The organism is Albidovulum marisflavi, assembly GCF_025751435.1.
GTDB lineage: Bacteria > Pseudomonadota > Alphaproteobacteria > Rhodobacterales > Rhodobacteraceae > Albidovulum > Albidovulum marisflavi.
Map to the genome: position 1 here is coordinate 1,421,499 of NZ_JAOWKY010000001.1, position 16,877 is coordinate 1,438,375.

22 protein-coding genes are annotated in these 16,877 nt (G+C 64.1%); 14 read left to right on the forward strand and 8 right to left on the reverse strand.

What is annotated here, in order from left to right; genetic code table 11:
• Positions 1-147 precede the first annotated feature (147 nt).
• A complete protein-coding gene (locus tag OEW28_RS06890; RefSeq protein ID WP_263733965.1) occupies positions 148-852 on the forward strand; it encodes a DUF1223 domain-containing protein in 705 nt (234 codons plus the stop codon).
• A gap of 28 nt (positions 853-880) precedes the next feature.
• Here OEW28_RS06890 and OEW28_RS06895 read toward each other — a convergent pair whose 3' ends face one another.
• The 3 genes from OEW28_RS06895 to purB all read right to left on the reverse strand — a co-directional run bounded on the left by OEW28_RS06895 (position 881) and on the right by purB (position 3,548).
• Positions 881-1,909 carry a flagellar motor switch protein FliG gene (locus OEW28_RS06895; RefSeq protein WP_263733966.1) on the reverse strand — a complete coding sequence of 343 codons (1,029 nt, stop codon included), beginning with the start codon at positions 1,907-1,909 and terminating at the stop codon, positions 881-883.
• 62 nt (positions 1,910-1,971) lie between these two features.
• Entirely contained in the window at positions 1,972-2,139 is a 168-nt protein-coding gene (locus tag OEW28_RS06900) for a hypothetical protein (protein WP_263733967.1), read from the reverse strand.
• A 104-nt stretch (positions 2,140-2,243) separates the two neighbouring features.
• Positions 2,244-3,548: an adenylosuccinate lyase gene (gene purB, locus OEW28_RS06905; protein WP_263733968.1), complete on the reverse strand. Its 1,305-nt coding sequence runs from the start codon at positions 3,546-3,548 to the stop codon at positions 2,244-2,246.
• Between the two features lie 75 nt (positions 3,549-3,623).
• On the opposite strand from purB, the gene OEW28_RS06910 reads away from it, so the two are divergent.
• Together OEW28_RS06910 and OEW28_RS06915 are read left to right on the forward strand one after the other, a co-directional pair.
• Positions 3,624-3,971 carry a hypothetical protein gene (locus OEW28_RS06910; RefSeq protein WP_263733969.1) on the forward strand — a complete coding sequence of 116 codons (348 nt, stop codon included), beginning with the start codon at positions 3,624-3,626 and terminating at the stop codon, positions 3,969-3,971.
• Positions 3,968-4,393, forward strand: coding sequence for a DUF6314 family protein (locus OEW28_RS06915; protein ID WP_263733970.1), 426 nt, complete (start codon positions 3,968-3,970; stop codon positions 4,391-4,393). The genes OEW28_RS06910 and OEW28_RS06915 overlap by 4 nt, the downstream gene beginning before the upstream one ends.
• A 70-nt stretch (positions 4,394-4,463) precedes the next feature.
• Here OEW28_RS06915 and dddP read toward each other — a convergent pair whose 3' ends face one another.
• Positions 4,464-5,807 (reverse strand): dimethylsulfonioproprionate lyase DddP, encoded by a 1,344-nt coding sequence (gene dddP, locus OEW28_RS06920; RefSeq protein WP_263733971.1) that lies wholly within the window; start codon positions 5,805-5,807, stop codon positions 4,464-4,466.
• Between the two features lie 140 nt (positions 5,808-5,947).
• On the opposite strand from dddP, the gene OEW28_RS06925 reads away from it, so the two are divergent.
• Positions 5,948-7,153: a class I SAM-dependent methyltransferase gene (locus OEW28_RS06925; protein WP_263733972.1), complete on the forward strand. Its 1,206-nt coding sequence runs from the start codon at positions 5,948-5,950 to the stop codon at positions 7,151-7,153.
• A 79-nt stretch (positions 7,154-7,232) separates the two neighbouring features.
• Here OEW28_RS06925 and OEW28_RS06930 read toward each other — a convergent pair whose 3' ends face one another.
• Entirely contained in the window at positions 7,233-7,511 is a 279-nt protein-coding gene (locus tag OEW28_RS06930) for an acylphosphatase (protein WP_263733973.1), read from the reverse strand.
• A 100-nt stretch (positions 7,512-7,611) separates the two neighbouring features.
• Between OEW28_RS06930 and OEW28_RS06935 the strand changes: the two genes are divergently transcribed.
• The 5 genes from OEW28_RS06935 (at position 7,612) to OEW28_RS06955 (ending at position 12,707) form a co-directional block, all read left to right on the forward strand.
• The gene (locus tag OEW28_RS06935; RefSeq protein ID WP_263733974.1) at positions 7,612-8,619 is read left to right on the forward strand and encodes a C-terminal binding protein; all 1,008 of its coding nucleotides are present in this window, start codon (positions 7,612-7,614) and stop codon (positions 8,617-8,619) included.
• Between the two features lie 128 nt (positions 8,620-8,747).
• Positions 8,748-9,788, forward strand: coding sequence for a glycosyltransferase 61 family protein (locus tag OEW28_RS06940; RefSeq protein ID WP_263733975.1), 1,041 nt, complete (start codon positions 8,748-8,750; stop codon positions 9,786-9,788).
• A gap of 152 nt (positions 9,789-9,940) precedes the next feature.
• On the forward strand, positions 9,941-11,740 hold the full coding sequence (lepA, locus tag OEW28_RS06945; protein WP_263733976.1) for a translation elongation factor 4: 1,800 nt from the start codon (positions 9,941-9,943) through the stop codon (positions 11,738-11,740).
• Between the two features lie 172 nt (positions 11,741-11,912).
• Positions 11,913-12,134, forward strand: a complete 222-nt coding sequence (locus tag OEW28_RS06950) for a hypothetical protein (protein WP_263733977.1) — start codon at positions 11,913-11,915, stop codon at positions 12,132-12,134.
• Between the two features lie 243 nt (positions 12,135-12,377).
• Positions 12,378-12,707, forward strand: coding sequence for a GYD domain-containing protein (locus OEW28_RS06955; RefSeq protein ID WP_263733978.1), 330 nt, complete (start codon positions 12,378-12,380; stop codon positions 12,705-12,707).
• Positions 12,708-12,736: 29 nt separating this feature from the next.
• Here the strand turns inward: OEW28_RS06955 and OEW28_RS06960 are convergent, their stop codons facing one another.
• Positions 12,737-12,877: a hypothetical protein gene (locus OEW28_RS06960; RefSeq protein WP_263733979.1), complete on the reverse strand. Its 141-nt coding sequence runs from the start codon at positions 12,875-12,877 to the stop codon at positions 12,737-12,739.
• A gap of 134 nt (positions 12,878-13,011) precedes the next feature.
• Between OEW28_RS06960 and OEW28_RS06965 the strand changes: the two genes are divergently transcribed.
• The 4 genes from OEW28_RS06965 to OEW28_RS06980 all read left to right on the forward strand — a co-directional run bounded on the left by OEW28_RS06965 (position 13,012) and on the right by OEW28_RS06980 (position 14,447).
• A complete protein-coding gene (locus OEW28_RS06965) occupies positions 13,012-13,194 on the forward strand; it encodes a hypothetical protein (protein WP_263733980.1) in 183 nt (60 codons plus the stop codon).
• Positions 13,195-13,428: 234 nt separating this feature from the next.
• Entirely contained in the window at positions 13,429-13,641 is a 213-nt protein-coding gene (locus OEW28_RS06970; protein ID WP_263733981.1) for a hypothetical protein, read from the forward strand.
• Positions 13,642-13,719: 78 nt separating this feature from the next.
• Positions 13,720-13,902: a CTP synthetase gene (locus tag OEW28_RS06975; protein WP_263733982.1), complete on the forward strand. Its 183-nt coding sequence runs from the start codon at positions 13,720-13,722 to the stop codon at positions 13,900-13,902.
• A gap of 56 nt (positions 13,903-13,958) precedes the next feature.
• Positions 13,959-14,447: a cytochrome b gene (locus OEW28_RS06980; RefSeq protein WP_263733983.1), complete on the forward strand. Its 489-nt coding sequence runs from the start codon at positions 13,959-13,961 to the stop codon at positions 14,445-14,447.
• 2 nt (positions 14,448-14,449) lie between these two features.
• On the opposite strand, the gene OEW28_RS06985 is transcribed toward OEW28_RS06980, so the two are convergent.
• On the reverse strand, positions 14,450-15,211 hold the full coding sequence (locus tag OEW28_RS06985) for an alpha/beta fold hydrolase (RefSeq protein WP_263733984.1): 762 nt from the start codon (positions 15,209-15,211) through the stop codon (positions 14,450-14,452).
• An 88-nt stretch (positions 15,212-15,299) separates the two neighbouring features.
• Here OEW28_RS06985 and OEW28_RS06990 point away from each other — a divergent pair, with 88 nt between their 5' ends.
• Positions 15,300-15,671: a hypothetical protein gene (locus OEW28_RS06990; protein ID WP_263733985.1), complete on the forward strand. Its 372-nt coding sequence runs from the start codon at positions 15,300-15,302 to the stop codon at positions 15,669-15,671.
• Here the strand turns inward: OEW28_RS06990 and OEW28_RS06995 are convergent.
• Positions 15,613-16,503 carry a DUF817 domain-containing protein gene (locus tag OEW28_RS06995; protein WP_263733986.1) on the reverse strand — a complete coding sequence of 297 codons (891 nt, stop codon included), beginning with the start codon at positions 16,501-16,503 and terminating at the stop codon, positions 15,613-15,615. The genes OEW28_RS06990 and OEW28_RS06995 overlap by 59 nt on opposite strands.
• Positions 16,504-16,877 lie beyond the last annotated feature (374 nt).

The window sequence follows — 16,877 nt, forward strand, 5'->3', positions numbered from 1 at the left end:
AGAGGGCAAGGCGTTTTTTGTATACCATTGTGCACAATTGTCGTTCTTTCACCCTTCAGAACGTGACTGACCAGCCCATCGCGCATCCTTGATTGGTCAAATTCGCATCACCAGCGTAACACGGAACAAATGGCTACGGACCTTGGAATGCGTCACCTTCTGCTTATCGCGTCTTGTCTTCATCTTGGATTCGCCGTGCCGACCGCCCTGGTCGCAGGCGAAAGCCCGGTCGTCGTCGAGCTTTATACGTCGCAGGGCTGTTCCTCGTGCCCGCCGGCGGACGCGCTGTTGAAGTCGATGGCCGGGCGAAATGATGTTCTGCCGCTCGCGCTGCACGTCGACTACTGGGACTACATCGGCTGGAAGGACACCTTCGGCCAGCCTGAGTTCGCCGCGCGCCAGCGCGCCTATGCCCACCACGCCGGCGCCCGCATGGTCTACACGCCCCAGATGATCGTCGGTGGAATGGACCACCTCGTCGGCACGCGGTCCGCAATGGTGGACAAGGCCATCAAGCGCCTGCGTTCGGTCCCCGATCCGGTCGCGCTGGTTCTGGATCGGGTCGGCACCAAGGTCACCCTGAACGCGACCGCCCTGGGCGAAGTGCCCGATCGGATGATGGTGCAACTCGTCAGGGTGAGTCCGGCCGAAACCGTCGATATCCACCGGGGCGAAAATGCGGGCCGGTCCATCACCTATTCGCACATCGTCCGTGACTGGATCCACGTGGGCGATTGGGACGGGCGCCGGCCTTTCACCCGGCATATTCAGGTTCCCGGCCCGGACCAGGTCGTCGTGATCGTGCAGGAACCCGGTCCGGGCCGGATTCTGGCTGCGGCGGTGTTGCGCTGAGTCGAGGCGGGTTCCGCCTGAATGCCGCTCAGTCTTCCTCTTCTGTCGACAGGCGTATGTCACCGGCCGCGGCAAGGTCGCGGATGGCGCCGACAAGCTCGGCCTGCGCGGCCTCGGCATCCTTTTCCTTGATCTTGCCGGCTGTGGCCATCTCTTCGCGCAGCGAGGCGGCCATGCGTTGCGACATTGCCGACAGGATGAAATCCGCCACCGGCTCCAGATCGTCGGCCGCACCCGCAAGCGCGCGCACCAACACCGCCTGGTCGACACCACGAACCGCTCTGGGGACGTCGCGCGCGTCAAGCCGCGCGGGAATATGGGCAAAGGTGAAGATCGACTTGCGCACAGCGGTGGCGAAATCGGTGTCCTGTTCCTCCAGCGCCTGAAGGACGGTGTCGCGGGTCGCGGCGGCAGACAGATTCAGCATCGCGCCGACACGTTCGTCGGGTGCGAAATCGAAGGCGCGCGCAGGCTGCTTTTCCAACTCTTGCATAAGTGACAGGCCGATCCGGTGCACCGCTTCGGGTGCAGCCGCAGCGGTTTGCGATACGGCATAGGCAAGCCTGCGTGCGCGTTCCCCCGGCAGCATCCCCAGCAGTTCCGCCGCGCGGGCGACTGGCAGTTTTGAGAGCATCACCGCGCCGACCTCCGGCGCTTCGCGTTCGAGAAGCGGCAGCAGCCGGTCTGGCGGCTGGTCCGCCAACCTGTCCCAGGGGTCGGCCCTCGCCGAGGCGCCCACCGTCCGGCGCAGCCGACTTGCCGCATTGGCCGAGATATGGCCGTCAAGCATGCCAAGCGCCCCTTCGATGCCACCGGGAAACGAAAGGCCGATCGATTCGATTCTCGAACAGAAATCCTCAACCACGGTTCGCAGGGTTTCACGGTCGATGGTTCTCATCCGGCCGATCTGTTCCGTCAGCGCCTCCTGCATGGGCTCGGAAAGCGCCTGGATCGGCGGTTGCGCGCCTTCGGACAAAAGCAGGCGGACGATCACGGCGGCCTTTTCCCTACCTGAAAGCCGAAGCTCGCCGGTGTTGCCCGCGGTTGCCACGCTCATGTTTTCCCTCCACTCCTTGGCAGAGGGAATGATTTCAAAGCGTCGTTAATCCGGAGTTATCGTCAGCTTGAAATGACGATGCAGCGTTGCGCCGACTCATCCCAGGCCATGCCCTCGGCACAGGTGACTTGGGCGCTGCGCTGGTCGTGGCTGCATCCTTCGGCCATCGCCAAGGCAGGCATCATCCCCGCGATCACGGCGAGGGCAGCGACAAATGTCCTTGTCTTCATGGTGTCCTCCTTCCGAATATCACGGATACTGCCAGCAGAAGGCGCGTCGTGGCAACGGGAACCGCCGGGGCGCCGGCGGTTCTCACGCGATCGTGTGCCGGGGATCAGGCGCCGAAGACGCGGGCAAAGATCGTGTCGACGTGCTTGGTATGGTAGCCAAGGTCGAACTTTTCCTCGATCTCGGCCGGCGACAGCGCCGCGGTGACTTCCGGGTCGGCCAGCAGTTCTTCCTTGAAGTCCTTGCCCTGTTCCCAGACCTTCATGGCGTTGCGCTGCACCAGCCGGTAGGCGTCCTCGCGGCTGACGCCAGCCTGCGTCAACGCCAGAAGCACACGCTGCGACATGACCAGGCCTTTGAACTTGTTCATGTTCTTCAGCATGTTTTCAGGGTAGACGACCAGCTTTTCGATCACACCCGCCAGGCGGTTCAACGCGAAGTCAAGCGTGACCGTCGCATCCGGCCCGATGCCGCGCTCGACCGAGGAGTGGGAAATGTCGCGCTCGTGCCAAAGGGCCACGTTTTCCATCGCGGGCACGACGGCCATGCGGACAAGACGGGCAAGGCCGGTCAGGTTCTCGGTCAGGACCGGGTTGCGCTTGTGTGGCATCGCGGAAGAACCCTTCTGACCGGGGGAGAAGTATTCCTCGGCCTCCAGGACCTCGGTCCGCTGCATGTGGCGGATCTCGATCGCGACGTTCTCGATCGACGACGCGATGACGCCCAGGGTGGCGAAGAACATCGCGTGGCGGTCGCGCGGGATCACCTGCGTCGAGATCGGTTCGGGACGCAGACCCAGCTTGGCGCAGACATGCTCTTCCACCGCGGGGTCGATGTTCGCGAAGGTGCCGACCGCGCCCGAGATCGCGCCGGTCGCGACTTCGTCGCGCGCGGCGGCAAGGCGGGCCTTGTTGCGGTCCATCTCGGCGTAGAAGCGTGCGAAGGTCAGACCCATCGTGGTCGGCTCGGCGTGTATGCCGTGGGACCGGCCGATACGCACGGTGTCCTTGTGTTCGAAGGCGCGCTTCTTGAGCGCGGCCAGAAGCTTGTCCAGATCGGCCAGCAGGATGTCCGCAGCGCGGACTAGCTGGATGTTGAACGTCGTGTCCAGGACGTCCGACGAGGTCATGCCCTGGTGGACGAAGCGCGCGTCATCGGATCCGATGTGTTCGGCCAGATGGGTCAGGAAGGCAATCACGTCGTGCTTGGTGACCGCCTCGATCTCGTCGATGCGGGCGACGTCGAACTCGACGTCCTTCGCGCGCCACACGGCCTCGGCATTGGCCTTCGGGATCACGCCCAGGGCGGCCTGGGCGTCACAGGCATGGGCCTCGATCTCGTACCAGATGCGGAATTTCGTTTCGGGCGACCAGATGGCGACCATTTCGGGGCGGGCGTAGCGGGGGATCATCGCGGCCTCTTGAATGTCCTGGCAATCGCGGCTCTCCTAGACCGCATGAGCCGGGGTGGCAATGGGCGAGGACGCATGAAACGGGCATTGATCGCGATTCTTCTTTTGACCGCGACCGACGCTTCCGCGCAGGAGGAGTGGATCCGCCTTCGCCATGGAGAGCTGAACAACGCGATCGTGGCCGAGCGGCTGCGATTGGAGGATGGGGCCGAGCAAAGCTTCGGCGAAGACGGCTTCACCCGACACGCGGCCGATGTGTCGCGGCGCGGATACTGGAAGATCGACGGCGACAAGCTGTGCACCGCCTGGCCGCCCGCCGGAGACTGGACCTGCTATCGCCTGTACCTCAGCGGCGATCGCAAGCGGCTGCGCTTCAAGGCCGACGACGGCAGCACCATGGTCGGCACCTACCTGGCCAGATGACGGTGTTGAGACTGGGCGATTTCGAGGGGCGCTGGCAGGTCGAACGGGACATCGTCGATCGCCGTGCCGATCTGCGCGGGCGTTTCGAGGGGACCGCGACTTTTGCGCCTGCGGGCGACCATCTGCGCTATTCGGAAGAGGGCTGTCTTGCCTTCGGTGCGTCCCCGCCGGTCAAGGCCGAGCGGCAATATCTCTGGTCCGAGCAGGACGGTCGCATCTTGGTCGCCTTCGCAGACGGGCGCCCGTTTCACGACTTTGCGCCCGATGATCCGGGCGCCTCGCACTTCTGTGCGCCGGACGATTATGTCGTGCGCTACGACTTCACGAACTGGCCCGACTGGAGTGCCGAGTGGACGGTTCGCGGCCCGCGCAAGGACTATACGATGACAAGCCGGTACTCTCCTGCTCCGCGCACCCCGTAGGACGGAAAAGGGCAGACCAGCCCTGGCCTGCCCTCGTTTCGTTCGGACCTTCGCGAAGGTCCGCCGACCGTCAGGCAAGACCCATGAGGCGTTCGTCGAACGGGTAGGTCGTCAGGTTTTCGTATCCCGTCTCGGTGATGAGCACCTGATCCTCGAGCTTGATGGAAAAGTCGCCGCCCTCGGGGCTGACCAGCGCCTCGACGCACATGACCATGCCGGGTTCCAGCACATAGTCGAACGCGCCGTCTACCCAGGCATCGGGGTACGACACCAGAGGCCACTCGTCGCAAAGCCCGACGCCGTGCATCTTGCAGCCGTATTTCTGCTTCTGGAACTGGTCGTCCAGCGTATGCCCGCCGAACGTCAGTTCCTTGAGCGAAACGCCCGGCTTGAGCATCTCCATGTTGGTCATGATGTGCTCGTGCGCGTGGCGCATCGCGTGGACCATCGAGTTCGTGGGCTTGGCATCGCCGACCCACCACGTGCGCGAGATGTCCACGCATATGCCGTAAGAGCCGATCAGGTCGGTGTCGAAGGCGACGATCTCGTTCGGCTGAATGATGCGGGGGCCGCATTCCTGGAACCAGGGATTGGTGCGCGGACCCGAGGCCAGCAGCCGGGTTTCGATCCATTCCCCGCCGCGCTTGATGTTTTCGGCGTGGAGCACGGCCCAGACATCGTCCTCGCTCATGTTGCCAAGGGGCACGCCCTCGCGGCAGGCGCGCTCCATCTCGGCCACGGCCATTTCACAGGCGTTGTGGGCGCAGCGCATGGCCAGGATTTCGTCCGGACCCTTGACCGCGCGTGTCTTCTCTGTCGCCTCTTCGCCTTCCATGATCTCAAAGCCCTGGGACTCCAGCGCCCGAAGCCCGTGCAGCATGATCTTGTCCACGCCAAGCCTCGGGTTCGCGCCCCCGTGCAACGCGATCAGATCCTTTACCTCGGCCGCGAAGCGGCGGGCGGCGTCGCCGGCCTTGTCGCCGCGGTCGAAGTAGAAGAAGTCGGCGCCCGAGCGCTGTTCGCGGACGAGCGGATTGAAAGCGGACAGGAACGGCGACTGCTTGTAGTCCCAGATCACCATGTAGCCGTCGGCGCAAAGCAGAAGCGCCCGGAACGGGTTATGGGTGTTCCACAGCTGCATGTTCGTGGAATCGGTGGCGTAGCGGATGTTCAGGGGATCGAACATCAGAAGCCCGCCCCAGCCGCGATCCACGATTGCCTTGGTCAGTCGCTTCCAGCGGTGTTCGCGCATCCGTTCCAGGTTCGGCAGGATCAGTCCCGCCGCCTGCCACTCACCGAAGGCCAGCTGGGTCGGGCCGATCTCGACCCGGTTGTTGTCGTTGGGTGTTCCGTCGCCCAGCTTGTCGCCCCGGTTGGGGTCGATCTTGCGACGATCAGAATAATGCGTGTCCATGGACGGCTCCTTGAAGGGTCGAGGCCAGCTTCTGCGGCTGGGCGGCTGCGGTCCTTTCCAATCGCGACACGACAATGACGGGTTTCAGCTGTTCTCTCCGCCGCCGCGCCTTGCTAGAGGAGGAAAAACGGAGGCACCCCATGTCCGCGATCGAGGAACAGTACGAAGCCTACCCATACCCCGAGCGCGACCCGCAGGAGGAAAGGAAGCGGCTGATCACCGGTTCGCCCTCCCATCCGCTTGAGATCGACCATTTCATCTGGGGCGGCGCGCGCGACTGGTCGCGCCCCTTGCGCGCGCTGGTCGCGGGCGGCGGCACGGGGGATGCGCTGATCCAGCTGGCGGCGGTGCTGACGGCTGCCGGCAAGCCCTATGAGATCACCTATGTCGACCTGTCCCGCGCGTCCCGAAAGATCGCCGAGGAACGCGCGGCGGTCCGCGGCCTCAGGGGCATCACCTACGTCACCGGCAGCCTTTTGGACGCCGCCGATCACGGGCGGTTCGACTACATCGATTGCTGCGGCGTGCTGCATCACCTGTCCGATCCGCAGGCGGGCTTCGACGCGCTTGGAGCTGCGCTTGCCCCTGACGGCGGCATGGGGATCATGGTCTACGCGCCCTACGGACGGTCTGGGGTCTATCCCTTGCAGGACGCCTTCGGCACGCTGACGTCCGGCATGACACCCGAGGCGCGGCTGAAGCTTGCCCGCGCCGTCTATGCACGTCTGCCCGAAGGCCATCCCTTTCGGCGCAATCCGCATCTGGTGGATCACAACCAGGGCGACGCCGGGTTCTATGACCTGCTCCTGCATTCGCAGGACCGGCCGTTTGCCATCGACGAGCTCCTTGCGTGTATGGAAAGGGCGGGCCTGTCCTTTGCCGGCGCGCCGATGGCGGCGCTTTACGATCCCGCGCGCTTCCTTCCCGAAGGCGCGACATTGCCGGAGGGGCTGGGGCAGGCCGAACGCATGGCGCTGGCCGAAAAACTTGACGGGACGCTCAAGACGCACGTCGTCTATGCCGTTCCGAAGGGCCGCAGGCTGATCCCGGCTGGCGCCGATCCCGGTTCAGTGCCCCACCTCAAGGGCGTTTCGGGGGCCGACCTTGGCCGCCAGGTGGAACGCAAGGGCGAAATCATCGTGACGCGTAGCGCCAGCCGGATCACCGTGAAGCTGGATCGGGCCGCTGCACCTTTGCTGGCGCTTGCCGATGGCCGCCGCAACCTGGCCGAGATCGCCCGGGCGCGCGGTCTGGATCCCCTTGCGTTCAACGCCTTGTGGAAGCCGGTTGAGCGCAGGCTGACTGCGCAAGGGCTGATGCTTTACTCTCATTTGCTCAGAACTTGACCGGACCATCCGGGAAACCAGCCCTCTGCCGTCGAGACGGTGGTGCCGGGCCTTGGTTGGTCGCACCACTCATAGGCGGTCAGTACCGAATTTCGAAGCCTTGGGTGACTGAATCGGGATCGGCAGGTTCCGTCCAGACGTCGGTAACCCGTGCCGCGCCGGGGCCATCGGACATCGCGAGGACCATTTCCTTAACGTCGTCCTCCGGCCCGGCCAGACAAGCTTCGACCGAGCCGTCCTCGCGGTTGCGGACCCATCCGCGGATCCCGCGCGACCCCGCGACCGCTTTGGTCCAGGCCCGATAGGCCACTCCCTGAACCCGGCCTGTCACGCGGACCTGCACTGCCATTTCGTGCATGGCGTCCCCTCCAGACCACAAGTCTAGCACAGTCCCGGCCTTGACCGTAGCCCTTGCCGATCGCACTCTCGCCGCGGCAGCCAAGGTCATCGGGGGCGCAATGAACTTCGTCAGGACCGATCGGGAACTGGAAACGCCGCTGATCGATGCGGAGCTGGCGCGGCGGGGTGGGCTTGTGCTTCTTCCCGATGGCGTTGCAGAGGACAAATTGGCCGATGAAGTGGCCGAGGCAGATGTCCTGCTGATGTGCTACACGCCCGTGACCGCCCGCGTGATCGGCGCGGCCAGGCGGCTGAAGGCGATCGTGAAATATGGCGTCGGCATCGACGCGATCGACATGGCGGCGGCGATGGAACGCGGCATCCCCGTGGTCAACATTCCCGAATACGCCGAGGATACGGTCGCCGAAGGCGCGTTTGCCATGATGATTGCGCTGGCGAAAAAGCTGATCCCGCTTGACCGGCAGATGCAGGCCGAAGGCTGGGCATGGCCGACCGCGCGCTGGATGGGACAGGACATTGCCGGCAAGACCGTTGGAATCGTCGGGCTTGGCCGCATCGGGCGAAGTTTCGCAAGGATGGCGGGGCAGGGGTTCCGCGCGCGCGTCATCGCCTATAATCCCGGCATGCCGGCCGCGGACATGGCCGCGCTTGGTGTCGAGAAGATCGATGACCTGCATGACCTGCTGGCACAATCGGATTTCGTCTCGCTCCACTGCACTCTGAATGACACGACGCGCCACATCATCGGGGCGGTCGAGCTTGCGGCGATGAAGCCCACAGCCTTCCTCATCAACTCATCCCGCGGCGCGCTGGTGGACGAAGCCGCGCTTGTCGCGGCCCTGACGCAGGGCCGTATCGCGGGGGCGGGGCTGGACGTCTTTTCCGCCGAGCCGCTCAGCACAGGCGGACACCTGATGAGCCCGCTGTTCAGCCTGCCCAACGTGCTGATGCTGCCGCACCTCACCTTCTATACCGCCGAGGCGATGGAGCGGCTGGAACGCGAGACGATCGAGCGTTGCGACGAGGCGCTTTCGGGCCGGCCGGTTTTGGTCAAATCCCATGATCCGCGCCTGCGGGCACAGACGCGCGGCGTGCGCTTCGAATAAGCTGTGCCGCCGCCCCCGTGCGGGTCGCGCGTGTATCCCCGCGCCATGGGCCGGGCGATGCCGCCTTGACGGTCGCAAGTCGTGGGGTCAAGTCTGATTGATACGCCCCTCTGGGCCGGAGCCGTGCAGTGCTGCAGTTCAGCCCGCTGACCAATCGACTGAGACGATTGCTGCATCGGCCCCAACCGGAGTTTTTCGACAGGGCGACCGAAAGCTGGGAGGTGGCGCCCGCCTGCGAGATCGATTTTCCCGCCGCGGTGATGCTGCCAGGGCAATTGGAGCGCATCAGGCGCACCGAATTCGGCAGTCTCGACGTCGTCAGGGCGATGCTTCTGGGCGACCTGGACCCGCGCATCGGGCCAACATTGGCCTATCGGTTCCGTGACGTCGATTGCGTGGATGGTGTCGTCTATAGTGGCGGGGCCGAGTTTCATCTTCGCGCACGCAGGACTCGCGTTCCAGCCTACCGCCGGCCAGTCGTTTCCATTTCGGGATCAATGTACGAGTCCTGGCTGGGAAACCGCTGGTTTGGAAACTGGCTCACAGACGATTGCGATACCTACCAACTGGCTGCAGAGGTCGGGCGTCCCGTCACGACCGCCACCGAGTTAAGCGGACATGTGGCGCGATATGAAGTGCTCCACGGCATGACGCCACATAGGATCGGTGATGCGCATTTCACCGAACTCGTGCTTTTCGACAACATGCAAAACAACGAAGGCCGCATCGCCCGTGCGGCGGCGCGCCGGGCGCAGCTTGTAGGCGGTCTCGACACTGAGCCAGGTCCTGGCGTCTTCCTGCTGCGTGGCCAGACCGGCGACCGGCGCCTGCTCCTGAATGAGCTGGCGCTGGCCGAGCATCTGGAGCGGCGCCATGGGTTCCGCGTCATGTCGCCCGCCGATGAAACGGTGGACGATCTGATTGCAGTCTGCGCGCGGGCTCGGATCGTGGTGGGGGTCGAAGGCAGCCAATTGACCCATGCGCTTGTGGCCATGCCGAAAGGGGGGGCGCTTTTGACGATTCAGCCGCCCGAACGCGTCACGGCGGCGCTCAAGCTGGTTTGCGACCGCATGGAGCTGCGCTTTGGCGCTGTGATCGCCGAAGGCGGAGTCGATACGTTCAGCGTGGATGTGGAAGAGGTCGAGCGGACGCTGGACCTACTGGCCTGACCGACGTCGGCGACGCGGGATCACGCCGCGGCCGCTTGACGTCGTTCTTTGACGGCCCCCCAGCCCGATCCGACATCAAACGGAACCGGGCAGGCGGAGTGCTCAATGCTCCCCATTGACCGTAAGCAAAATCCCAAGCATATGCCGGGCCCATGACCGAGCTTGCACAGATCCGCAATTTCTCCATCGTGGCGCATATCGACCACGGCAAATCCACGCTGGCGGATCGGCTGATCCAGATGACCGGCACAGTGGCCGATCGGGACATGAAGGCCCAGCTTCTTGACGCGATGGATATCGAGCGCGAGCGCGGCATCACCATCAAGGCCAACACGGTCCGGATCGACTATCGCGCCAAGGATGGCAAGGACTATGTCCTGAACCTGATCGATACGCCGGGCCACGTGGACTTCGGCTACGAGGTTTCACGCTCGATGCGCGCGGTCGAGGGATCGCTGCTGGTCGTCGACGCGACGCAGGGGGTGGAGGCGCAGACGCTTGCCAACGTCTACCAGGCCATCGATGCGAACCACGACATCGTGCCGGTGCTGAACAAGATCGATTTGCCCGCCGCCGATGTCGCCGCCGTCAAGCACGAGATCGAGGACGTCATCGGCATCGACGCGCAGGACGCCATTCCGATTTCCGCCAAGACCGGCCTTGGCATTCCCGAAGTGCTCGAAGCCATCGTCACGCGCCTGCCCGCGCCCAAAGGCGACCCTGACGCTCCCTTGAAGGCGATGCTGGTGGACAGCTGGTATGACGCGTACCTTGGCGTCGTCGTGATGATCCGCGTCATGGACGGAGTCATCCGCAGGGGCGACCGCATCAAGATGATGCAGACCGGGGCGATCTACGGCATCGACAAGCTGGCCGTGCTGAAGCCCAAGATGACGGATATCCCGGAGCTTGGACCGGGTGAGATCGGCGTCTTCACCGCCTCGATCAAGCAGGTCCGCGACACCCGCGTGGGCGACACGATCACGCACGAACGCAAGGGCTGCGAAAAGGCGCTTCCGGGATTCAAGCCGGCGCAGCCCGTGGTGTTCTGCGGTCTCTTCCCCGTCGACGCCGCCGACTTCGAGGCGCTTCGCGACGCGATCGAGAAACTTGCCCTGAACGACGCGAGCTTCAGCTACGAGATGGAGACATCGGCTGCGCTTGGCTTCGGTTTCCGCATGGGCTTCCTGGGCCTTCTGCATCTTGAGGTCGTCCGCGACCGGCTGGAACGCGAATACGATCTGGACCTGATCACCACCGCGCCTTCGGTGGTCTTCAAGCTCCACATGCGCGACGGCGAGGTGCGCGACCTGCACAACCCCGCCGACATGCCCGATCTGACCTATGTGGACCACATCCAGGAACCGCGGATCAAGGCCACGATCATGGTCCCCGACGACTACCTGGGCGATGTGCTGAAGCTCTGCCAGGACCGCCGCGGCATCCAGATGGACCTGACCTATGCCGGTTCCCGCGCCATGGTGGTCTACGACCTGCCGCTGGCCGAGGTCGTCTTCGACTTCTACGACCGGCTGAAATCCGTCACCAAGGGCTACGCGAGCTTCGACTACCAGATGCTCGAATACCGTGAGGACAACCTGGTCAAGATGTCGATCCTGGTGAATGACGAGCCTGTCGATGCGCTGTCCATCATGGTGCACCGAGACCGCGCGGAATCCCGTGGCCGGGTGATGTGCGAAAAGCTCAAGGACCTGATCCCCAGGCACATGTTCAAGATCCCGGTCCAGGCCGCCATCGGCGGCCGCGTCATCGCCCGCGAAACCATTGCGGCGCTGCGCAAGGACGTGACGGCCAAGTGCTACGGCGGCGACGCCACCCGGAAACGGAAGCTCTTGGACAAGCAGAAGGCCGGCAAGAAGAAGATGCGCCAGTTCGGCAAGGTCGAGATCCCGCAGGAAGCGTTTATCAACGCGCTCAAGATGGATTCCTGAGCGCGGGCGCAACGGTACCAACCCGTACCGCGTTCCAAACCGTCCGGTCGCCGGGTTTTCTCGACCGATCGCCGGCGTCCGTCAGGTGTTGGCGGCGGCCCTCGCGACGATGCGCTGGAACCGGGCCCGCAGGTGCGGCGTTTTCCTTTCGTGAAACCGAAAGGAGGTTCGCATGCCTGCCCCTCTTCGAACGATCATGGTCGCCTTGTGGGTGACCTGCCTCGCAGGTGCCGTCCTGACCGCTTTCTTCAGCTATGGCTGGTACGGCTGGGTGCCATTCGCCATTTCGGGTGCGATTGGGGTGATCGTCGGCGTTCCCGCCGGAATCTGGACCGCACGCCAGATCAAGCGCGATGACCCGAACTGGCCGCGCCGCAAGCGGAAGAATCCTTGAAACAGTCTCAAACAAGGGTTCCGCCACCCAAGAGTTGACGTGGATTTTCGTAGCCCTTGGCCTTGCCAAGCTGGTTGATCGACCGCATGCCAATTGAACACGGGCGCTTCACTGGCAGGCTCGGTGCCGAAGCCTGCCAATTATCACGATTTCGTGTTAGGCTCACTGCCGGGTGGATCCCAGGGATCGGCCTGCAATTCCGTGGGCCGGGTAAGTGTGGTTCCGCCTGGGAGGGACCAGCACATGGCGCAATACATCATCACCGGCTGCTATTCGCCTGCCGCAATGAAAGGCATGATCGCCAATCCCAGCGACCGCGAACAGGCGACCGGCGCCCTGATCGCAGCGTCGGGCGGGAAGATGGAGAGCTTCTTCCTGACGACCGGAGAGACGGATTTCATCATCCGCGTGACCACCGACAACATCGTCAAGATGCTTGCCGCCCTGATCGCGGCCGGGGCGTCCGGCGCGGTTTCAAGCCTGAAGACCGTTCAGTGCTTCACCTCGGCGGAATTCCTTTCGGCGCAGAAGGAAGCCGGCGCCATCGCTGCAAAGTACAGCGCGCCGAACTGATCAAAGCCCTTGGGCGGCGGCGAACCGCATCAGAACAGGCCGTCGCCGCCCTCCTGGTCCTCGACCACCTGATCGGCCAGGACCGCGCCGCCTGCGCCGACCACGACGGCGCCACAGCCGGAAAGCGCACTCAGCATCACCATCATCAAGATCAAACGCATCGGTGCCATGGGGTCCTCCTTTGCGCACAGCTTGGCAGAAGCTTGCACCGAAGGGAACAAGCGCACGGCGGATCCCGTGAAGTGACCCCATCCGCAAATGACACGCGCCGTGCTATGATGGGCAGAGCTTACAGGAGGTGTCGATGACCAGGCTGCTGCTTGCCGCTCTGATCGGTGCCGGACTAATCTGGGCCTATACCGTGATAAACCCTTCGGCGCGGACCAGCGTGGGCCTGCCGCAAGCCGGGGGCGGGGTTCTGAGCGGGCCGCCCGCGCGCGGAATGGCGCAGGGGATCGGAAACCTTGCAAGCCGGGTGCTTCCCTAGCCTCGCTATGGGTTCATCGCTTTCGCGGGCACACTGCCAGGTGTTGCCCTTGTCGGCCCCGCGCAACACATGCGCCGGGGGGAAATTTACCGAATGTTAACCAGTTCCGCGGAGCCTGCATCCATGTTCAGACTAGGTCCATTCATGCGTGGCATACTGCTCCTGATTTCATTATGCGGCTGCGGCGCCTCTCCGGCGCCGCAATTTTTTGGCGCCGAGCGTCACGAGATTCGGTTGGAAGGGATCGACTTCGCGGTCTTCCGCAAGGGTAACCGGGCCGAAGTCGTGCGGTTGGGATATCTCGGCCGCAGCGAACGCGACCCCGTGCCCCGTTTGATGGAGCAGGCGATCGCGCTGACCACTGGCTGCAAGCCAGCACCCGGATCCAAGGAAACGGGCGTGCCGGGCGACACGGGCGAGGCGCGCTTTACCCTTGATTGCGGCTGATGATCCAGATCAAGGCAAAGGCAGGACGCGCGGATCAGTTTGGCGGCGGAAACGCGTGCGAGTTTGTAGGGATATCCCATGCTACGCCTGTTCTTCATCATCTATACCTTGGCAGCCACGGTTCTGGCCGGGTCCGCGATCGTTGCCGTTCTGACGATGGAAATGCCCGGTTATCGGCCCATCATCGTCGCCGCCGCGCTGGGCGCCATCGCGGCCGTTCCGTTGGCCTATGGAGTCGCGCGCCGGCTGATTGCCGCATAGACGACGGAAATGCGCGTCCCACGCGTTTCATGAGCGAATGAGCGTTGGAGGTTACCATGAGACCGGCGGGCTACAGCAGGGTGCAGATCGCCCTGCATTGGGCAGTACTTGTACTGCTTCTTCCCCAGTACCTGTTCGAAGACGGCATCAAAGGCGCGTGGCGCGCCTATCGCCGCGGGCAGGAGGCCGGATTTGATCCGACGGTTCCGATGCATGTCTTCGGTGGGCTGGCGATCCTTCTGATCGTCGCCTGGCGGATCGCGATCAGGATGCGGCGCGGCGCGCCCGCTCTTCCGCCGGGCGGCAAACCCGTCCTGGACCGCTTCGCCGGCCTGACGCATCTGGCCCTTTACGCCTTGCTGCTGGCGCTGCCGATCACGGGCGCGGCGGCATGGTTCGGCGGACTGACCGAACTGGGCGAAGTCCACGAGGTGCTGAAGACAGCGCTTCTGATCCTGTCAGGCCTGCACGTCCTGGCGGCAGTCTACCACCAGTTCGTGCTGCGCGACGGCCTGATGGAGCGCATGAAGCGTCCGGCGGGCTGAAGTCAGTCCAGAAAGGCGCGTAGGGCCGCTTCGAATTCGCGCGGGCGGTCGGCGTGCAGCCAATGGCCCGCGCCGGGTAGTTTCGCCTGCTTTGCGGCCGGGAACAGCCGCTTGATCTTGGCGCGATGCTCGGGCTGGACATAGTCGGACAGGGCGCCTGCAAGGAACAGCACCGGCCCTTCGTAGCGCCCGTCCGTACCCGGCCAGCCGGTGATCTTGTCCATCTCGGATTCAAGAACGTCCAGGTTCAGCCGCCAGCGCGGCGGATTGGACTTCAGGTCCAGCGATTGCAGCAGGAAGGCGCGCACGCCCGGATCTTCGATCGTGCCAGCCAGGTGCCTGTCCGCCTCGGACCTGCTGTCGAGCCCCGCAAGGTCAAGCGAACGCATCGCCGCGATCAGGTGGTTTTGAGAATGGCCATAGGCCACGGGCGCGATGTCGGCCACCACAAGGCGGTTGACCTTGTCAGGATGGGTCAGAGCCAGCTGCATCGCCGCCTTGCCGCCCATTGAGTGTCCGACGACGTCGACCGGCCCCTCGATCGCATCAACCACCTGGGCAAGGTCTTCCGCCAGATCGGCATATGAATGCGTGGGATACCAAGGGCTGTCGGCGTGATTGCGCATGTCCACCGTCACGACCTGCCGGTCGGACGACAGGCGCCGCGCGATCGCGCCCCAGTTTCGGGCCGAACCGAAAAGGCCATGGACGATCAGGACGGTGGGTAGTGCGCTTCGGGCGCCGTGTGTGGATGTGTTCAGCATAGCCCTTCCTATCGTGCCTGCCGCCGGCCCGCCAGAGCGTTGCCGAGGGGCGGATCCGGGTCTAGAATCGAAGCCGCAGGAGACATTGATGGACGGCGCTTCGGTACAGCAAATGGCGGATCGGGTCGCCGAGCTCATGTCGAACAGACTGGGCATCCGTGGGCGCACCCTTGCGGACAAGCTGCGACGAGGGGGGCGAAGACTTCCGCGCCGCGTTCGAAAGCAGGCCGAGTATCTGAGCCGCGCGGTCGATGAGGCCGCAAACCCGGCGTTACTCGCGCGGATGGACCAAGAGCGCGTGGCCGCTGCCTTCGATGCCTGCTTGCGCCATCTTCAGCCGATCGGGGCAGGGCAAAGGTGGTATAACCGGCTGATGGACTTCGCGGCGCAGCTGGCCTTCGTCATCCTCGTGACGGGCTTGCTGGTGTTGGCGACGCTGGTGTGGCGGGGCTACCTTTGACGGCAGGTTCCAGCGCGTCGCGGAACACCAGTGTCACCGTGACGAAACTGACGTAAAGCAACAGGTACCACGAACCGATCTTGGCATAGCTGACCCCCTGCAAGGGGGACTGGCCCGCGTACAGCCATGTGCCGGTCATCGTGCCGACATTTTCGGCAAGCCACAGGAACAGGCTGGTCAGAAAGGCGGCCAGAGGAAGGGGCATCCAGTATTGGCGCATGCCGATCGTGAACCAGACGCGGGTCCTGGCAAAGATCATCACCGTCGCCGCGAACAGAACGACCCGCGCGTCGGGCAGGTAGTGGTGGGCGAAGAAGTTGACGTAGATCGCGCCGGCCAGAAGGAGCGTGACAGAAAACCTGGGATAGGGCGAAAATTGCATCTCGAAGATGCGAATGACCCGCGCAATGTAGCTGCCGACTGCGGCGTACATGAAGCCCGAAAAAAGCGGGACGCCCATAACCTTCAGGACGCCCGGTTCGGGGTACGCCCAGGATCCTGCGCCGACCTTGAACCACTCCATCGCCGTTCCGGTCAGGTGAAAGAGCAGGATCACCTTGGCCTCGCGCGGCGTTTCCAGCCGGAACGCGAGGAACAGCACCTGGGTCAGCACCGCGAAGATGAACAGGGCGTCGTAGCGCTGAATGGGCCAATCGGCCTGCCAGAGCGTCCGCGTCAGCAAAAGGGCCACGAGTAGCAGGCCGCCGAACAGGCAGGCCCAACCCTGCTTGAGGATGAAAAGGACCACATCCGCCGCCCAGTGCGGGAGGCGGGCGCGGGTGGCATCGCCTAGGGCGCGTTCGATCTGGCGGGTGGTCCGGTGCTGGCTCATGCGCCAAGGTTGATCATCTGATCGCAACCATGAACAGCCCTTGCCATTGTCGACAGGCAATCTGCCGCGCATTTTTTTCCGCTTTGTTGCGGAGCCGCGGCCAAGGCGCTACCACGGCCGACGGGCGGTTCCAGCGGACAGCAGGCTTGCCACGGCACGCCGCGGCAGGCGCTGGGAACGCCTTCCGGAACGGACAATCAAAAGGAAGTAACGAGGGTGAAGAGCATTCCGAAGAAACGCCTGGATCTGTCCCGGTTCAGGGCAGATGCCGCGCGCGAAACCCGGCCTGTCCGGTTGCAAACGGCAGCCATTCCCGCGGTGCGCCCGGCACCCCGCGGGCTTGGCGTGTTTCCGAAGTAGCGGCTTCTGCGGCC